We start from the raw sequence: 16,610 nt of genomic DNA on the forward strand, positions 1-16,610 counted from the left end.
ACCCGCCGGATCTCCGCCGACCGCCGCTTGCGCAGCGGCGTCAGCGGCCGCCGCCTCCGGCTGTGCCAGGCGGCGCCCTGTGCCGGTCACCATGCGTGTCCCAGTGATCGCTTCGGGTGGAGAGACGCCCGTGGATCTGCAGGTGAAAGGCGCGTCGAACCCCTGGTATCGTGGTGGGCGTCGCCGCGGGAGACCGCGGTTCACCTCGTCCGGGTGGCGGAATGGCAGACGCGCTAGCTTGAGGTGCTAGTGCCCGTAAAGGGCGTGGGGGTTCAAGTCCCCCCTCGGACACCACCACGACGAACGACGCAGCGGGCTTCGCCCGGGACGGATGTCCTGGCGGGGCCCGTTTCGCATGGTCGTGGACGCAGTACGGGTCCGCGGGGCGGCCCCTGCGGGCCCTGCGGGACGTTTCATGCGGGCCGAAGGTCCCGGACCGGGGGCATACCGGCCCATCGCGCTGCACACGCCGCTGGGCGGACCGTTCTCCCAGAGGTACTCGAGGTACGGCGCACCCGCGGAAAGGGGTGGGGACGATGGAGTCTCCCCTGGTTGTCGGCGTCGACGGATCGGAGTCCAGCCTCCGTGCGGTGGACTGGGCGACCGATGAGGCCGCCGCGCGCGGTGTCCCGCTGCGGCTCCTCCAGGCATCCCTCTGGGAGCAGTACGAAGGGCGACGGCCGTATCTGTCCGCAGGGCGGCCCGCCGAGAAGGTGATGGCCGAGCACATCGTCGCCTGCTGCGCCGAGTGCGTCCGCCTGCGCAACCCGGACGTGAAGGTGTCGGGCGAGGTCGTGCCCGACGACGCGGTGACGGCGCTGCTGCGCGAGGGGCGGGAGGCGTTCGCGCTGGTCACCGGTGACCTGGGACGCGGCGGGCTCGCCGGGCGGCTGCTGGGGTCGGTGGGGCTCGCCGTGGCGGCCCGCGCCGCGTGCCCGGTGATCGTCGTGCGGGGCGGGGAGCGGAACCGTACGGGCGCCTTCGGCCGGGTCGTCCTCGGCGTGGACGCACAGAACGAGACTGCCGCGGCCGTCCGGTTCGCCTTCGCCGAGGCGGAGGCGCGGAAATGCACGCTGAATGCCGTACAGGCCTGGCGCTGCCCGGTGTTCGAGAGCGAGGACATGGTCGTCGACGCCGCGCGCGAGCACCGCGAACGAGCCTCGCTGCTGCTCTCCAAAGCCCTGAACCGGGCCATGCCGGACGGCCGCGGTGTGCAGGTGCGCCGCCAGGTCGTCGAGGGCCCGGCGCACCGCATCCTGCTGGAGGCGTCGGCCGACGCGGACCTCCTGGTGGTGGGCGCACCCCGGCGCGACGGCCGCAGGGGACTCCAGCTCGGCCGGGTCGGCCACGCCCTGCTGCACCACTCGGCGTGCCCGGTGGCCGTAGTCCCGCAGACGCCGTGACGCCCCGCCCCGGAGTGCCCCGGCGCCGGCCGTGCGGGTCAGGCGCCCGGGGGCATACGCGCCGGGGGTGCGTGGGGTCGCGTGCCTGGGGCCTACGTGCCGGGTGTGAGTGGGGGCGTATGTGTCGGGGCGTGCCGGGCCGCATATGGCATTGGTCCACGCCCGGCGGCAGCGGAAGAGACCGGAAGGGAGAAGCGAGAGGGAGGCGAGAGGAAGTCGAGGGAAAGCGCGAGAAAGTGCCGGGACGGGGAGCGGTGCACGGTCGCAGGGTGTCGAACCGCAGCCGAAGGATGCCGAGGGAATTCCTCTATCGGGCCGCATTCCCCAGCCGCCTTTGAGAAGCTGTAGCGGCTCGTGTCGAATAGCCCAACTCGTATGGCGCACACGCGTATTGACATTCCTCTGCAGACCGGGAGACTCACATGGCGAAATCCGGTTCCGATCCGATGTCCGCGGAGAACTCGAGCGAGCTCTCCCGGCGCGGGCTCCTTCATCGGGGAGGTGCCGCGGGGATCGGGGCGCTGTGGCTATGGGGCGGCTTACCGGGTGGCGCCGGGGCCGGGCCCGGCGCGGAGAACGCCGCGTTCGCGACGCCGCGTACGGACGGTGACACGGGCACGGACGTCGTGCGGACGCACCAGAGCGCGAATCTCTGCGTCTCCGTGTCGCCCGACGGCCGGACCCTCGCCATGGACGCGCTCAACGCGATCTGGCTGCTCCCGGCCCTCGGTGGCCAGGCCCGCCGGATCACCGACGATCTGCAGGACGCGACGCAGCCCCACTGGTCCCCGGACGGCAGGTACCTGGTGTTCCAGTCCTTCCGCGACGGCGCGTACGACCTGTGGTCCATCGGAGCCGACGGCACGGGTCTCCGCCGCCTGACCGAGGGGGCCGGTTACGACCAGGAGCCCAAGTTCTCGCCCGACGGGAGGGCGATCGCCTTCGTCTCCGACCGGGGCAACGCCGGCCGCGTCTGGCTGCTGGACACCGCGACCGGCGCACAGCGCGCACTGACCGACGGCGACCGGGCCGTCTCCATGCCCACCTGGTCTCCGGACGGCCGGCGAGTCGCCTATGCCGACGGCGGGACGATCCACGCCATGGACATCCGGACGGGGGAGACCGAGCGCCTGCTGACCGGACCCCAGGGCGCGACGCTCCACGGACCGGCGTTCAGCCCCGACGGCCGCAGCCTCGGCTACGTCCGCGTGACCGGGCCCAAGGCCGAACTCATGGTGGACGACCGGCCGTTGACGGACGGCGAGGACGTGTTCCCGCTGGCCCCGAGCTGGCTCTCCGACGACGAACTCCTCTACACCGCCGACGGTCTGATCCGCCGTCGCGGGCAGTCGGGAGGCGGCAGCAAGGCGATCCCCTTCACCGCCGCCGTTGCCGTGGCCCGTACGCCCTACCGCCGCAAGACCCCGGACCTGCGTCCCGGACATACGCGCGATGTGCTCGGCATCGCCGACCCCGTCCTCTCGCCGGACGGCCGCACCGTCGCCTTCCGCGCGCTGAACGCGCTGTGGCTCCTGCCCGTCGGCGGGCGCCCGCAGAAGATCGTGGCCGACGGCTATTTCAACTCCGCGCCCGACTGGGCACCCGACGGTCGCTCACTGGTGTATGTGAGCGACCGCGCAGGCACGGCGAACCTCTGGACGTACGACGTCGCCACCGGGACGAGCGAGCGGCTCACCGATCTTCCGAACGCCCAGCTCGCCCCGCGCTGGTCGCCCGACGGGTCCCGTATCGCGTACCAGGACGAGAGCGGCGCGACCTGGGTGCTGACCGTCGCGGACGGCACCGTCACGCAGGTCGTGGAGGCGCTTTACCAGCCAGGGCCCCCGGCCTGGTCGCCCGACGGCTCGATTCTCGCCCTGGCCGCGCTCGCGCCGTACTCCAAGCGCAGCTCGAACGGCCACAACCAGATCCTCACCGTCGACCTGGACCGCCACGAGGTGCGCTACCAGGCTCCGGCACCGGGACGTTCGCTCTCCACCCGCAGCGGTGACGGACCGCTGTGGACGCCCGACGGGACGCATCTCGTCGTAGGCATGGAGAGCCTGGCGTGGCGCATTCCTGTCGACGCCACCGGCCGGATCACCGGCGAGCCGCAGCGCATCACCGACGAGACCACGGACTCGCTGTCGGTCGGGGTAAGCAGCAGCACGCTGCTCCACCTCTCCAACGGGCGGTTGCGGACCGTGCCGTTGGGCGGCGGCGCGCCCAGCACCGTACCGGCGCAGCTGAGCTGGAAGCGCCGTCCCGCCCCCTCCGGGCGCACCGTCGTACGTGCCGGGGCCCTCTGGGACGGCACCGGCCCCAGCCTCCGCCACGACGTGGACGTCGTCGTCGCCGACGGGCGGATCGAGGAGGTCACCCGCCGGGGTGCGGTGCGGAGCGCCGCGGTCGTCGACGCAACCGACCTGACCGCCATGCCCGGCCTGATCGACACGCACAACCATTGGCACTGGCGCGGCCCCCAGTGGGGTGACCGCCAGGGCCGGGCCTGGCTCGCGTACGGGGTCACCACCAGCCGCTCACCGGGCGATCCCGCCTACCGATGGTGGAGACCAGGGAAGCGCTGGCGGCGGGCGCAAAGGTGGGGCCGCGCTTCTTCGGTGCGGGCGAGGGCCTGGAGGGCACCCGCGGTTCCCACCGCGTCATGCGTCCGGTGTTCTCGCGCGCCCAGCTCGACCGGGATCTGGAGCGGGCGTTCGCGCTGGAGTACGACCTGCTGAAGTCCTACATCCGGCTGCCGGTCGCCTACGAACGCGAGGTCGTCGCCCGCGCGCACGCGCACGGTGTCCCCGTCACCTCGCACTACCTCTATCCCGCGGTGCGCACCGGTCTCGACGGAATGGAGCACACCGGCGGCGGCAACCGGCTCGGCTACTCGCGGACGTTGAGCTATGCGGCCGGGCGCACCTTTCAGGACTCCGTTGACCTCCTCGCCGCAAGCGGCATGTGGATCTCCACGACCACGCTGTTCGCCTCCGAGCTCTTCCTCGACGACCGGTCGCTCATCGAGGACGAGCGCACCCGTGTGCTGTTCCCCGAGTGGGAGTACCGGCGGCTCCTGAAAAAGGCTGAGGACGCGGCCGGCCCCGAGGGCGAGCTCAACCACGCCTGGACCGTCGGCGACGTCGACATGCTGTTGCGGGTGCACCGGGCCGGGGGACTGGTCGTGGCGGGTACGGACGCGGCGCTGGACGACATCGGCATCAGCATCCACCAGAACCTTCGGGTCATGGTGAGGTACGGCTTCACACCGCGGGAGGCGCTCACCACGGCGACGGGCAACGCCGCCCGCGCCCTGGGTCTCGGTGACCAACTCGGCGCGGTGGCACCGGGATTCCTGGCCGACCTGGTGTGTGTGGAGGGCGATCCGCTACGGGACATCGGCGCGGCCGCCGCCGTACGGAAGGTCATGGTCGGCGGTTACCTCTCCACGGTCCCCGACCTGCTCGCACCGTTCCGGAAGCCCGCAGCGGCCGCGGCGCCGGCACGGCACAGGAACCGGGTCCTGGCGTCCGCACCCACCGCACGCCGCAAAGGGAAGCACTATTGGCACGCGCCCGAGTGGAGCCACCACGGCTGCTGCCGCTCCCGCTGACGTCGCGTCACAAGGCTCGGGGTGGAACCGGAATCGTCCGGCTCCACCCCGAGCCCTTTTCCGTCGCCTCTTACGGGAATTGACGGGTGCCGGGCCCGCACATCAATTCACCATACGGTCGCGGCCGGTCCAGAACTCCTCGCGGAGTTCCCGCCGGAGAATCTTTCCGCTCGGATTGCGGGGCACGCGGTCGATGAACTCGTACCGCTGCGGGGATTTGAATTCGGCGATCCGGTCGCGGAGGAACAGCTTCAGTTCGCGCGGCTTCGCCTCCATGCCCGGGCGCAGCGCGATGAATGCCAGCACGCCTTCGCCCCAGCGCTCGTCCGGTACCCCGATCACGGCCGCCTCCGCCACGGCCGGGTGCTTGCACAGCGCGTTCTCCACCTCGGCGGGGTAGACGTTCTCCCCGGCCACGATGATCGTGTCCTTGATGCGGTCGCACACGTACACATAGCCGTCCGCGTCGAGGTATCCGGCGTCGCCCGTGTGCAGCCAGCCGTCGGCGAGGGTCTCGTCCGTCGCTTCCTTCATGCCCCAGTACTCCAGCATGACCGCCGGGGTGCGCAGGCAGATCTCCCCGATCGTGCCGGCGGGGACCGGCTTCCCACCCGAGTCGACGACCTGGACCTCGACGCCCGGGTACGGCTTGCCGGCAGCCCGCATGCGCGGGCTGCCGGCAACGTGGTCGGAGGGCGGCAGGCACAGCGCGGTGTTGCCGCTCTCGGTCAGGCCGTACAACTGGCCCAGTTCACACCCCAGAATCTCCATGCACTGCGTCATCAGGGTCTCGGAGATCGGGGAACCGCCGTACGTCACCTTGCGCAGGGAGGTGAAGTCCTCGGGCCCCGCCCCCGGTTCCGCCAATATCATCTGGAGCATCGCCGGTACGGCGCAGGTCGTGGTGATGTGCTCCTCGCGGATCAGCCGCACCGCGTCGTGCGCCGCGAACATCCGCATCGCCACGTTGGTCACGCCGGCGTTGAACCCCTGCATGGCCCACCAGATGCCTGCGACATGGAAGCCGGGGATGCTGATCAGGCTCTTGTCCTCGGGCCTCCAGTCGATCCAGTCGAGGCCGTGCTCGGCGAGCAGGTCGCGGATCGCGAAGAAGCTGCGGTGCGGAAGCACAACACCCTTGGGCAGCCCGGTCGTTCCGCTGGTGTAGATCTGCGCGATCGGATCCTCCGGGGCTGCCTCGACGGGGAGCCCGTCCGCCGGAAGGCCGGCCTTCCACTCCAGGAACCCGGCGCCGCGCTCTTCGTCACCGTCCAGAGAGACGATCAGCGGACGGTTGGGCAGCCCTACCCGCGACTTCTCCGCGCGCTCGGCGAACTCGCGCTCCACGAAGAGCAGTTCAGCACCGGAGTCACGCAGGATGTGGTCGACCTCGGCGGCAGTGAGCCGCCAGTTGATCGGTACGAGCACGGCCCCAGTCTTGGCGCAGGCGAAGAAGACGTCGTAGTAGTGCTCCGACTCCTTGCCGAGGTAGGCCACCCGCGACCCCCGGCCGAGTCCGGCGGACAGCAGCGCATGGGCCGTTCGGGTGCTCTCGTGGTGCAACTGCCCGTAGGTGACCTCCCTGCCCTCGCACACCAGGGCCGCCCGGTCCGGCTGCCGTGCGGCGTGGAAGGCCACCGTGCCGGCCGCGGTCTGCAGTTCGGGAAAGTACATGTGCGGTGTCCAATCCGTAGGAGATCAGCGCCAGTTGTTGTGCTCGGGCCAGTGGCGCCTGCCGGTGAGCGCCGGGCCCGGGAGGTGGAGGAGTCGCGGCCCGGGCGAGGGCCACAGCTCCGCGAAGGCGATCGACGCCCCCGCTCCGAAACGCCCGGCGAGCAGCGCCAGCCAGCCGGCCACGTCCGTACGCGCCGGGGCAAGCGTGGGGACGGAACCGGAGGACTCACGGCGGTGCAGGGTCAGGGCCCCCTCGGAATCGGTCCGCTCCCAGGCACCGCCGGGCAGCGGCCCGGTCTCCGAGGCAGCGGACCACCGGCCGGAGCAGATGTCGTCGGCGGTGGCGCGCCGGGTGACAACGGCCGCCAGGGCGTGCCGACCCGGGCCGGTGAAGCGGGCACCGGCCACATCCAGTCCGACCGTCTCCAGCAGCCCGATCCAGCCCAGAGCCCAGGCCAGGTACGAGCGGTAGCGGGTGTCCCCGGTTCCACCGGCGCCCAGGGCCGCCGCGCGATCGCGCACCAGGCGGTCCAGCCCCTCGAACCCGGGTCGACGGACGGCGTCGAGCACCAACGGCAGGTCCGTGCGGTCCGGTTGGGGCAGATCGAGGAAGATCCCGCTGTGGTCGGCCGCGCCGGAGACGGTTGACCGTTCGCCCTCCGCGGCCCGGCCCAGCGCGTCCAGGACGCCGTCCTGGTCGTGGACCACGGCCGCGTACCGCACGGCCAGCGGATCCCGGCCCTCGGCCAGTGTCCGGCACACCGCCGACGGGCTCCAGCCCGGGGTGTCGAGGAGGTGACGGCGCAGCCGCTCCGCGGTCCGTGCGAGCGCGGTTCCGTGGTGCGCGGAGACTACGAGGAGCCACGGCCCCGGCGAATCCGCTTCCGCGGCGGGCCGTTCGGGCGCGCCCTCCAGGACGACATGAGCATTGGTGCCGCCGAAGCCGAATCCGCTGACCCCCGCCCGGCGCGACCCGCCGTACGACGGCCAGGGCGTGGGTTCGGCCGCGAACCGCAGCGCCATCCGCGCCCACGGGATGTCCGGGTCGAGATCGTCCTCGCCCGGCTGCGGCGGGAGTTCGGCGTGGGCGAGCGCGAGCGCGGTCTTCATCAGCCCCGGTGCACCGGAGGCGGTTTCGAGGTACCCCAGATTGGCCTTGCACGAGCCGACATGGAGCGGGGGAGCGGCGGGGGAGTGGCGTGCGTAGGCCTCCGCCAGGGTCTCGGCCTCGATGACGCCGCCGAGCTTGGAACCGTTCGCCTGGGCCTCGACGTACTGCACCCCGTCAGGCTCCACGCCCGCGTCCCGCAGGGCGAGTTCGATGACGGCCTTCTGCCCGCGCGCCGAGGCCACGGACATGCTGGGCCGGTCGCCCTGCTGGTGGACCGCGCTGCCGCGCACCACCGCGTACGGCACGTCCCCGTCGGCCACGGCGTCCGCGTACCGCTTGAGGACGACCACGCCGCAGCCCTCGCCCCTCACATGCCCGTCGGCGTGCCGGGTGAAGGGGCGGCTGCGGCCGGACGGGGAGAGCATTCCAGCCCGGTCCAGGATGCCGGTGCTGAACGGGGACATCAGCACGTTGCACGTCCCCACCAGCGCGATGTCGCACTCGCGCCGCCGCAGGGCCTGCACCGCCAGGTGCACCGCGGTCAGCATCGACGAGGAAGCCGTGTCGACCGTGATCGCCGGGCCGTTGACGCGCAGGGCCAGCGCGATCCGCCCCGAGAAGGCGCTCGGCGAACTGCCGGTGCTCATGTGCCCCGACAGCGCGCCCTCCGGCAGCCCGCCGCGCAGCCACGCGTACGGGTACTCCACCGGACCCGCGCCCGCGAACACCCCGACGCTGCGCCGGCCGAGCCGCGCACGGGAGAGATTGGCATCCGCGAGAGCCTGCACCGAGGCCTCCAGCAGCAGCCGCTGCTGGGGGTCCATGTGCACGGCCTCCTGTTCGGGGATCCCGAAGAACTCGGCGTCGAAGAGGTCGATGTCCGTCAGGTACGCCCCTTGGCGCAGCCGGCCGGCCAGCGGTGCCAGATCGGGGGCGTCGAGGTTCCAGCGCGGACGGCCGAGGCTGTCGGTGGGCACACCGGGGTCCTCCGTCGGCACGACATGCCCCTCTCGCAGGGCGCTCCACAGCGCCCGTGGGTCGTCGATGCCCCCGGGCAGCCGGCAGCCCATGCCGACGACGGCGACGCCCTGGGTCTCCTCCTGGCGCTGTCGCGCCAGCATCACCATGAGCTGCTTCTTGGACAGGGAGTCCAGATGGTCGATGTAGCTCGTCACCTTGTTCCGTTCCGTCCTAGAACGCCTGCTCGCGCAGCGCCGCGAGTTCGTCGTCCGCCTCCGCGTCCGTGAGGTCCCGTACGTCGTGGACCGCATGCCCCGAACCCGCAGCCGGGGCGGCCGCCGCGGTGTCCTCCTGCTCGGGCAGGAGCTGCCCGGCGATGAACTCCGCGAGGGAGCGCACGACCGGGTGGTCGAAGAGCGTGGAGGTGGGCAGCGGGATCCTGAACAGGGCCTCCAGCGCGTTCTTCAGCTCCACCGAACCGAGCGAGTCCAGACCCAGATCCACGAATCGGGCATCGGGCTCCACGTCGTCGGCCGAGTCGTAGCGCAGCACCTCGGCGACCTTGGCCCGCAGCAGATCGCGAAGCGCCGCCTCCCGTTCCGGCTTCGGCCGGGCGAGCAGGGCGTCCAGGTCGACATTTTCGTTCGCCCTCTCCCCGTCCGTCAGCAGTTCCTTGAACAGGGCATTGGAGAACGGCTGCGCGGCGGCGTACGCGTCCCAGTCGAACGTGCCGACGACCGTCTGACCGTACGGCCGGCCGAGTGCCGTGAACAGCACCCGCAGGGCGGCGCCCGGCTTCACGAACTTCAGCCCGCGGTCCTCGATGCTCCTGATCTGCTGGCCGGTCAGCGAGGCCGCCATACCGATCTCGGCCCACGGGCCCCAGTTGACGCTGAGTCCGGGGAGGCCGGCTGCGGTCCGCCACTGCATGAGGACGTCCATGTAGGCGTTGCCGGCCGCGTAGTTGGCCTGCCCGGCCGCACCCAGCACCGACGCGATCGAGGAGTAGCCGATGAAGAACCGCACCGTGGGGACGGAGCTGAGGGCCCGGTGCAGCAGCCAGGTGCCATAGACCTTGGCCCGGAACACCGTCTCGACACTCTCCCACGTCTGCCGGGACAACGGGCTGTCGGCGAGCACGCCCGCGGCGTGGATCACGCCGCCGAGCGGGGCCTCGGCCGCGGCCAGCGCCCCCACGATCCGCTCCACGTCGGCCGCGTCGGAGATGTCCCCCTGGTGGACGGTGAGTTCGATGTCCTCGCCGAGACCGGCGACGAGCGCGGTCACCTCCTCCTCAGGGAGCGCGCGGCGGCTGACGAGCGCCAGATGCCGGGCGCCCTCGGCGACGAGCTTGCGGGCCGTCGCCACGCCGAGCGCGCCGAGACCACCGGTGATCAGATACGTCTCCCGCGGGCTCAGCCGGACCGGCTCGGCAGGACGGTCGGCGTCGCGGTCGCGGAACTCGATCACGATCTTGCCGAGATTGGCACCCCGGCTCAGCACCCCGAACGCCTCCTCGACCTCGTCGAGCGCGTAGCCGACCGTGGGCAGCGGGCTCAGCCGGCCCGCCTCCACGTGCTCCGCCACCGTGGTCAGGATCGTCTTGTTGAGACGGTCCAGTTCGGCGGCGGGCAGCTCGCTGAGATCGAAGTTGTGGTAGGCGACATCGGGGCGCGCGTCCCGGACCTGTTCGGGGGACCAGACACCGATCTTGCCGAGTTCGACGAAGCGCCCGTCCTGGGCCAAGCAGCGCATCCCCGCCGGGATCCAGTCCCCGTTCAGGCTGTTGAGGACGACGTCGACACCCCTGCCGCCGGTCGCCTCCAGTACCTCGTCCGCGAAGTCCAGCGTGCGCGAGTTCATGATGTGCTCGACGCCCTGCGAGCGCAGCAGCTCCCACTTGCGCGGGCTCGCTGTGGCGTACACCTCGGCTCCCGCCAGCCGGGCGAGCTGGACGGCCGCCTGCCCGACACCGCCCGCCGCCGCGTGGATCAGCACCCGGTCGCCGGACCTGAGGCCCGCGAGGTGGTGCAGCGCGTGGTACGCGGTGACGTACGCGGCGGGCAGGCCCGCGGCCTCCGTGAAGCCGAGCCGGGCGGGCTTGCGCACGACGACCGTGGACGGCACGGTGACGCGGCGCCGCATGCAGCCGAGCCGGCTGAGCAGCACCTCGTCGCCGGGGCCGAACTCGGCGTCGGGACCCGCCGCGACGACGGTCCCCGCCGCCTCGAAGCCGAGCGGCAGAGGCCGGTACGGAATGCCGTGATCCAGCGCGTACTGGCGCAGCATGCCCAGCGCATTGAGGACGTCCTTGAAGTTCAGGCCCGCCGCGTGCACCTGGACGGTGACCTCGTCGCCGGCCGGCTCCACGTCCTCCACCGGCACCGGGCGCACCGCGGAGAACTGCCCGTACTCGGTGACCTGCAGTTCGGCATTGCCCTGGTCCGCCGCGCGGCCGGTCGGGGGCGTCAGGCGCTTCACATGGCGCACCCCACCGCGGTAGGCGATCTGGAACTCGCCGGCCGCGGCGTCCCCGGCCAGCCACTCGTCGATCAGCGGCTGCGGGTCGGGGCCCTCGAGGTCCACCAGGAGGGCCCGCAGAGACGGGTACTCGTTGAGCAGCACAGATCCGAAGCCCCACAGCGAAGCGGCCACCGGCGGCTCGGAGTGCTGCGGATCCGCGGGGTCCCCGGGCAGCCACTGGGCTCGCTCGGTGACGAGCTGGATACGCAGATCGCGGCCGGAGCCCAGGCGTTCGGCCTCCGCCACCAGCGCGAGCAGATCGCGGTAGTTCCGCTCCGACTCGGTACGCAGCCGCGCCTCTCCGTCGAGGTCCGGCTCCGGCCGCCAGAACCAGCACAGGTCCGTGATCGCGGGGTGCTCGGCGAGCAGACGGCCCGCGTCGGCAGCGTCGGGGGCGTGGTGCAGATCGAGCCCCGCCGCGGCCGTACGGTCCGCCAGACCGGGCAGCGTGCCCCGGTCGCGGCCGACGACCAGCACCGAACGGCGGCCGCCCGAGGAGGACTTGGCCGAGGGCAGCGAACGCTTGATCCAGCGCGGCCGCAGGAGCATGCGCTCGCCGGGGTCCGCCGGTGCCCCGGCCACCCGCTTGAGCCGCACCCCGTGGACGACGAACACCGGACGCGATCCCTCCAACGCCACGATGTCGGCCGTCAGTTCCGTGCCCGCCTCGTCGAGGGCCACCTGGATCAGCACCCGCAGCCCGCCCTTGGGCCGCTTCAGCAACTCGACGCGGCCGAACCCGACCGGCAGATAGGTGCCGTCGAGGTCGATCGCCGCACCGAGGGTCTGCATGGCGCAGTCGAGGACGGAGGCGCGGAGATGCTCGCCCACCGGGGTGTCGAGACCGCGGAGTTCACCGATCGCAAATCCGTCCGCGTACCGGTCGACGGTGACGACCCGGCGGAACTCGGGCCCGTACGGCAGGCCCAGCTCGGCGTAGCGCTCGTAGAGATCCTCCCCCCTGTGCCGGATCTCCTCGGTGCCGCACGCGGCGGCCGCGACGCGCAGCCGGTCGACCACATCGCCGAGAGCGGCGGGCCCGGCGGGGGCGCGGCCCAGAGTCGCGGTGGCGTGGACACGTTCGATGACACCGTCCCGGCCGTCGACGCGGCTGGCGATCTCGACCGTGGCCGGGCCGCCGGGGTCCTCGCCGGCGGGGCGCAACCGGGTGCGGACCTCGACCGGTTCCCCCTCGCGCAGGAAGAGCGGTTCGAGGATGCTCATGTCCTCGACGAGCCGCGCGGTCTCGCCGTGGACGGCGTCCTGGAGGGCCAGGGCGATCTCGACATACCCGGCTCCCGGGAAGACGACCTGATCCATGACCACGTGGTCGGCCAGATACGCGGGGGCGCCCGGATGCAGCGAGGCGGCGAACTCCCGCTCGCCCGCGGCCCGTTGGGCCTCGGTGGTCACCTCACGTCCCAGCAGCGGGTGATGGGCCCGGCCCATGGCTGTCGCGGCCTGTGCCCCCGTGGCGCGCGCGCCGGGGAGCGGGTAGCGCTTCCTGGCGAACGCATACCCCGGCAGCGCGAGGCGGCGTCCGGGACGCTCCTCGTGGTAGCCGCTCCAGGAGACGGGAAGCCCCGCTTCGTAGACCCGCGCCAGGGAGTTGCGGACCGTGGTGGCCGCGGAGTCGGCACGCGACATGCTCGCCACCCAGACGTGCGCGGAGGCCTCACCGCACTGCTTGCCGATACCGGTGAGCGCGGAGGACGGTCCGACCTCCACGAAGACATGCCGGCCGCGGGCCTGGACGCAGGCCATGCCCGCCGCGAAGTTCACGGGCTCGGCGATGTGCCGCACCCAGTACTCCGGGGTGCCGGCCTCGGCGAGGGTGGCGACCTCGCCGGTGAGGTTGGAGACGAAGGACAGCCGCGGCTCCTGGAAGGCGATGTCGCCGACCGCCTCCCGGAAGGCGTCGAACACCTCGGCCATCAGCGGCGAGTGGAAGGCATGCGACACCGGCAGCGCCTTGGTGGTCAGCCCCTGGGCCCGCAGCTTGCCTGTGATCTTCGCCAGGGAGCCGAGGCCGCCCGAAACGACGCACTGACGGGGTGAATTGAGCGCCCCGAAGCTGACGTCGTCGTAGCCCTCCAGTAGCGGGGCGACGTCCTCGGCAGCGGCCATCACGGAGACCATGCCCCCCGGTGCGGACACCGACTGCATCAGCCGCGCCCGCGCGGCAACGAGCCTGACCGCATCCGGCAGGGAGAACAGCCCGGCGATTGCCGCCGCGGTGATCTCACCGACGCTGTGGCCGAGCAGGATCCCGGGCTTCACGCCCCACGACATCCACAGGCGGGCGGTCGCGTACTCGAGGGCGAAGAGCGCGGGCTGGGTGTGGACCGTCCGGTTGATCTCCTCGGCGCTGCCCGGAGCCTGACCGAACATCAACTCCTTGAACGAGCACCCGAGATGGGTGGCGAAGAGCCGGTCGCATGCGTCGAGATGACGGCGGAAGACCGGAAAGCGGTCGTAGAGGCCGCGGCCCATGCCCACGTACTGCGAGCCCTGGCCGGTGAAGAGGAATGCGACACCGGCGTCGCGGAACCCGTCGTGCCCGCCGTCGCCCCCGCGCTCCAGATGCCGTTCCAGGAGCCGGTCCAGTTCCTCGCGGGAGATGACCGGGCCGGCCAGCCGCGCCCCGAGGTGCGTACGGCCGAGGTTGGAGCTGTGGCACAGGTCGGGAATCGCGACCTCGGGCCGCTCCGCCAGGAACTGCCGGTAGTTCTCCACCTGTTGGCGCAGGGACGAGTGGTCCTTGGCGGAGAGCGTGAACACGGCCGTGCCGTCGTCGGGTGCGGAGGGGACGGCCGCCGCGGGAGGCGCCTGCTCCAGGACGACCGAGGCGATGGTGCCCGCGAAGCCGAAGGAGTTGACCAGGGCGCGGCGTGGGCCCTTCGCTTCCCAGGGGCGTATCTCGGTGGGAACGTCCACCCGGTAGCGGTCCCAGGGGATGTGGCGGGAGGGCGTCTCCAGATTGATGTGCGGGTAGATCGCCGCGTCCTGGAGCTGGCAGACGACCTTCGCGACGCCGCCGATGCCCGCCGCGGCCTCCATATGGCCGATGTTGGTCTTCACCGACCCGACGACAAGCGGGTCCGCCGCCGTACGTCCTTCGGCGAACACGGTGTTGATCGACCCCATTTCGATGGGGTCGCCCAGCGAGGTGCCGGTCCCGTGCGCCTCGACGTAGCCGATGTCACCGGGCTCCAGCATCGCGCTCGCGAGCGCGTCCTTCATCAGGGCGACCTGCGCGGTGCCGTTCGGCACGGTCAGACCGCCGCTCTCGCCGTCCTGCCTGACCGAGGAGCCGCGCACCAGCGCGAGCACGGTGTCGCCGTCGCGCCGCGCGTCGGAGAGCCGTTTGAGGACCAGCATGCCGGCTCCCTCGCTGCGGCTGTAGCCGTCGGCGGAGTCGTCGAACGTCTTGCACTTCCCGTCCGGCGACAGCATGTTGGCCCGGGAGTAGACGATGTGGTTCCGGGGGTGGTGGTTGACGTTCACGCCGCCGGACAGGGCGATGTCGCACTCGCGCCGCCGCAGTCCATGGACGGCGAGATGGAGGGCCACCAGAGACGAGGAGCACGCGGTGTCCACACTCATGCACGGGCCGCGCCAGCCCAGGAAGTACGACAGGCGGCCGGCCGCGGCGCTGTGCGCGGTCCCGGCGGCCACAGCGGCGTCGAGGGCCCCGAGGTCCAGCGATTCCACCTCGATCGCGAAGTCCATCTGGCCGACACCGAGGTACACGCCGCCTTTGCCCCCGCGCAGGGCGGCAGGGTCGATGTTCGCCGACTCCAGGGCGTGCCACGCCGATTCCAGCGCCCAGCGGTGCTGAGGGTCGATGAATTCGGCTTCCTTGGGGGATATGTTGAAGAACTTGGCGTCGAATTCATCCAGACCGGAGACGAATCCTCCGCCGGCGGCGAGCGGCCGCCTCCCCGCGTTCTTCTCATCAGCCTGGAATGTCTCCATGTCCCAGCGGTCCGCCGGGACGGGGCCCGTACCGTCGAGCCCGGCACGGAGGAATGCGGAGAAGGCCTCGGGCGTGTTGTTGTCCCCCGGGAAACGGATGCCCATGCCGACGACGGCGATCGGCTCGTACTTCTCCAGCAGCAACTGCTTGACCATGGCGTCATTACGGGACGGCGAAGCCGTGTCGGTCACTGGTGATCCCTGCCCAACTGCGATGAGACGGCGGTGTGCGATGCGTATGGATTTCAGCCCCGGTCAGGACTGGTCGTGCCCCGGTCAGGACTGATAGAGCTCCCTGAGCATGTCGTCGACCAGGTCCTTCGTCGGAGCGTCCGGCTGCTGCGCGGCCATCGGACGTGGTGGCTCCGTGGTGAAGAATTCCGGCAGGACCTCGGCGACGAGAAAGTCGACGAGATGGCCGACGGTCGGGTTGTTGAAGAGGTACGCCGAATCCAGAGGGCGGCCGATCACCTGTTCAAGACGCGTCCTCGTATCGGTGGCGCCGAGCGATGTGAGGCCGAGTTCGAAGTAGCTCTCGTGATGTGGCAGGACATCCGTCTCGTCCATCATGAGTTCACGCTTGAACTCGGCCACGACCAACGATTCGAGCACCGCTCGGCGCTCGGACAGTGGTATTCCGGCCAAATCCTTGAGCCAGGGTGTGGGCGTTGTCATGCCGCTCCTCGGGTCGGGTTTTTCCATGCCTGTTGACCACCGGTCCGCGCAGGGATCAGGATCGGGGCGTCAGATGTTTCGGAATACGAAGGGAAATGGGGGAACAGTGACGCACGAGGAGACCGACCCGAACGCCGCCGCCCGGCAGCGGGCCGAGGAGCTCTACGCCACGGACGAGACCTGCCGGATGCTGGGCATCATGCTGAAGGAGTCGGGCCCGGGCAGGGCGTCCGTGTGGATGCGCATCACGGACACCATGGTCAACGGCCACGGGACGGCGCACGGCGGCTTCCTCTTCCTGCTGGCCGACGCGGCGTTCGCTTTCGCGTGCAACACCCATGGCCCGGCGACCGTCGCCCAGGGTGCCCAGGTCACCTATCTGCGCCCCGCACATCCGGGTGACGAACTTGTCGCCGAGGCCGTCGAGCGAGCCCGATACGGACGCAGCGGCGTCTACGACGTCACGGTCCGTCGCTCGGACGGCGTGGTCATCGCGGAGTTCCGCGGACAGAGCCAGATGCTCACCGGCCGCACCTCCCCGCCACGACAGGACTGACCGCCACGACAGGGCTGACCGCCACGACAGGGCCGACCCCCGAGGCAGGACGGACCGCCGAGGCAGGACGGACCGCCGAGGCAGGACGGACCGCCACGCCAGGACCGACAACCG

8 protein-coding genes and 1 tRNA gene are annotated in these 16,610 nt (G+C 71.4%); 5 read left to right on the top strand and 4 right to left on the bottom strand.

Annotated elements, in window-relative coordinates:
- Positions 1-207 precede the first annotated feature (207 nt).
- From AB0M26_RS04605 to AB0M26_RS04620, 4 genes are all read left to right on the top strand, one after another.
- Positions 208-294, top strand: a tRNA-Leu gene (locus tag AB0M26_RS04605).
- 242 nt (positions 295-536) lie between these two features.
- Positions 537-1,403 (top strand): universal stress protein, encoded by an 867-nt coding sequence (locus AB0M26_RS04610; protein WP_365254395.1) that lies wholly within the window; start codon positions 537-539, stop codon positions 1,401-1,403.
- Positions 1,404-1,825: 422 nt separating this feature from the next.
- Positions 1,826-4,144 carry a hypothetical protein gene (locus tag AB0M26_RS04615; protein ID WP_365254398.1) on the top strand — a complete coding sequence of 773 codons (2,319 nt, stop codon included), beginning with the start codon at positions 1,826-1,828 and terminating at the stop codon, positions 4,142-4,144.
- Positions 4,069-5,019 carry an amidohydrolase family protein gene (locus AB0M26_RS04620; protein ID WP_365254400.1) on the top strand — a complete coding sequence of 317 codons (951 nt, stop codon included), beginning with the start codon at positions 4,069-4,071 and terminating at the stop codon, positions 5,017-5,019. The genes AB0M26_RS04615 and AB0M26_RS04620 overlap by 76 nt, the downstream gene beginning before the upstream one ends.
- Before the next feature lie 102 nt (positions 5,020-5,121).
- Here AB0M26_RS04620 and AB0M26_RS04625 read toward each other — a convergent pair whose 3' ends face one another.
- From AB0M26_RS04625 to AB0M26_RS04640, 4 genes are all read right to left on the bottom strand, one after another.
- The gene (locus tag AB0M26_RS04625; RefSeq protein ID WP_365254403.1) at positions 5,122-6,693 is read right to left on the bottom strand and encodes a fatty acid--CoA ligase; all 1,572 of its coding nucleotides are present in this window, start codon (positions 6,691-6,693) and stop codon (positions 5,122-5,124) included.
- Positions 6,694-6,717: 24 nt separating this feature from the next.
- On the bottom strand, positions 6,718-8,979 hold the full coding sequence (locus tag AB0M26_RS04630) for a polyketide synthase (protein WP_365254406.1): 2,262 nt from the start codon (positions 8,977-8,979) through the stop codon (positions 6,718-6,720).
- A gap of 16 nt (positions 8,980-8,995) precedes the next feature.
- Positions 8,996-15,457 (bottom strand): SDR family NAD(P)-dependent oxidoreductase, encoded by a 6,462-nt coding sequence (locus AB0M26_RS04635; protein ID WP_365254409.1) that lies wholly within the window; start codon positions 15,455-15,457, stop codon positions 8,996-8,998.
- A gap of 84 nt (positions 15,458-15,541) precedes the next feature.
- Positions 15,542-15,940 carry an acyl carrier protein gene (locus AB0M26_RS04640; protein WP_365254411.1) on the bottom strand — a complete coding sequence of 133 codons (399 nt, stop codon included), beginning with the start codon at positions 15,938-15,940 and terminating at the stop codon, positions 15,542-15,544.
- A gap of 187 nt (positions 15,941-16,127) precedes the next feature.
- Here AB0M26_RS04640 and paaI point away from each other — a divergent pair, with 187 nt between their 5' ends.
- Entirely contained in the window at positions 16,128-16,496 is a 369-nt protein-coding gene (paaI, locus tag AB0M26_RS04645; RefSeq protein ID WP_365254553.1) for a hydroxyphenylacetyl-CoA thioesterase PaaI, read from the top strand.
- The last annotated feature ends 114 nt before the right edge of the window (positions 16,497-16,610 follow it).

It is taken from the genome of Streptomyces sp. NPDC051776 (genome assembly GCF_040681345.1).
GTDB lineage: Bacteria > Actinomycetota > Actinomycetes > Streptomycetales > Streptomycetaceae > Streptomyces.

What these genes read in the sequence shown, in the direction of transcription:
- AB0M26_RS04610 (WP_365254395.1), top strand. Translation starts at nt 537, where the DNA reads ATGGAGTCTCCCCTGGTTGTCGGCGTCGACGGATCGGAGTCCAGCCTC.
- AB0M26_RS04615 (WP_365254398.1), top strand. Translation starts at nt 1,826, where the DNA reads ATGGCGAAATCCGGTTCCGATCCGATGTCCGCGGAGAACTCGAGCGAG.
- AB0M26_RS04620 (WP_365254400.1), top strand. Translation starts at nt 4,069, where the DNA reads ATGCGTCCGGTGTTCTCGCGCGCCCAGCTCGACCGGGATCTGGAGCGG.
- AB0M26_RS04625 (WP_365254403.1), bottom strand. Translation starts at nt 6,693, where the DNA reads ATGTACTTTCCCGAACTGCAGACCGCGGCCGGCACGGTGGCCTTCCAC.
- AB0M26_RS04640 (WP_365254411.1), bottom strand. Translation starts at nt 15,940, where the DNA reads ATGACAACGCCCACACCCTGGCTCAAGGATTTGGCCGGAATACCACTG.
- paaI (WP_365254553.1), top strand. Translation starts at nt 16,128, where the DNA reads ATGCTGGGCATCATGCTGAAGGAGTCGGGCCCGGGCAGGGCGTCCGTG.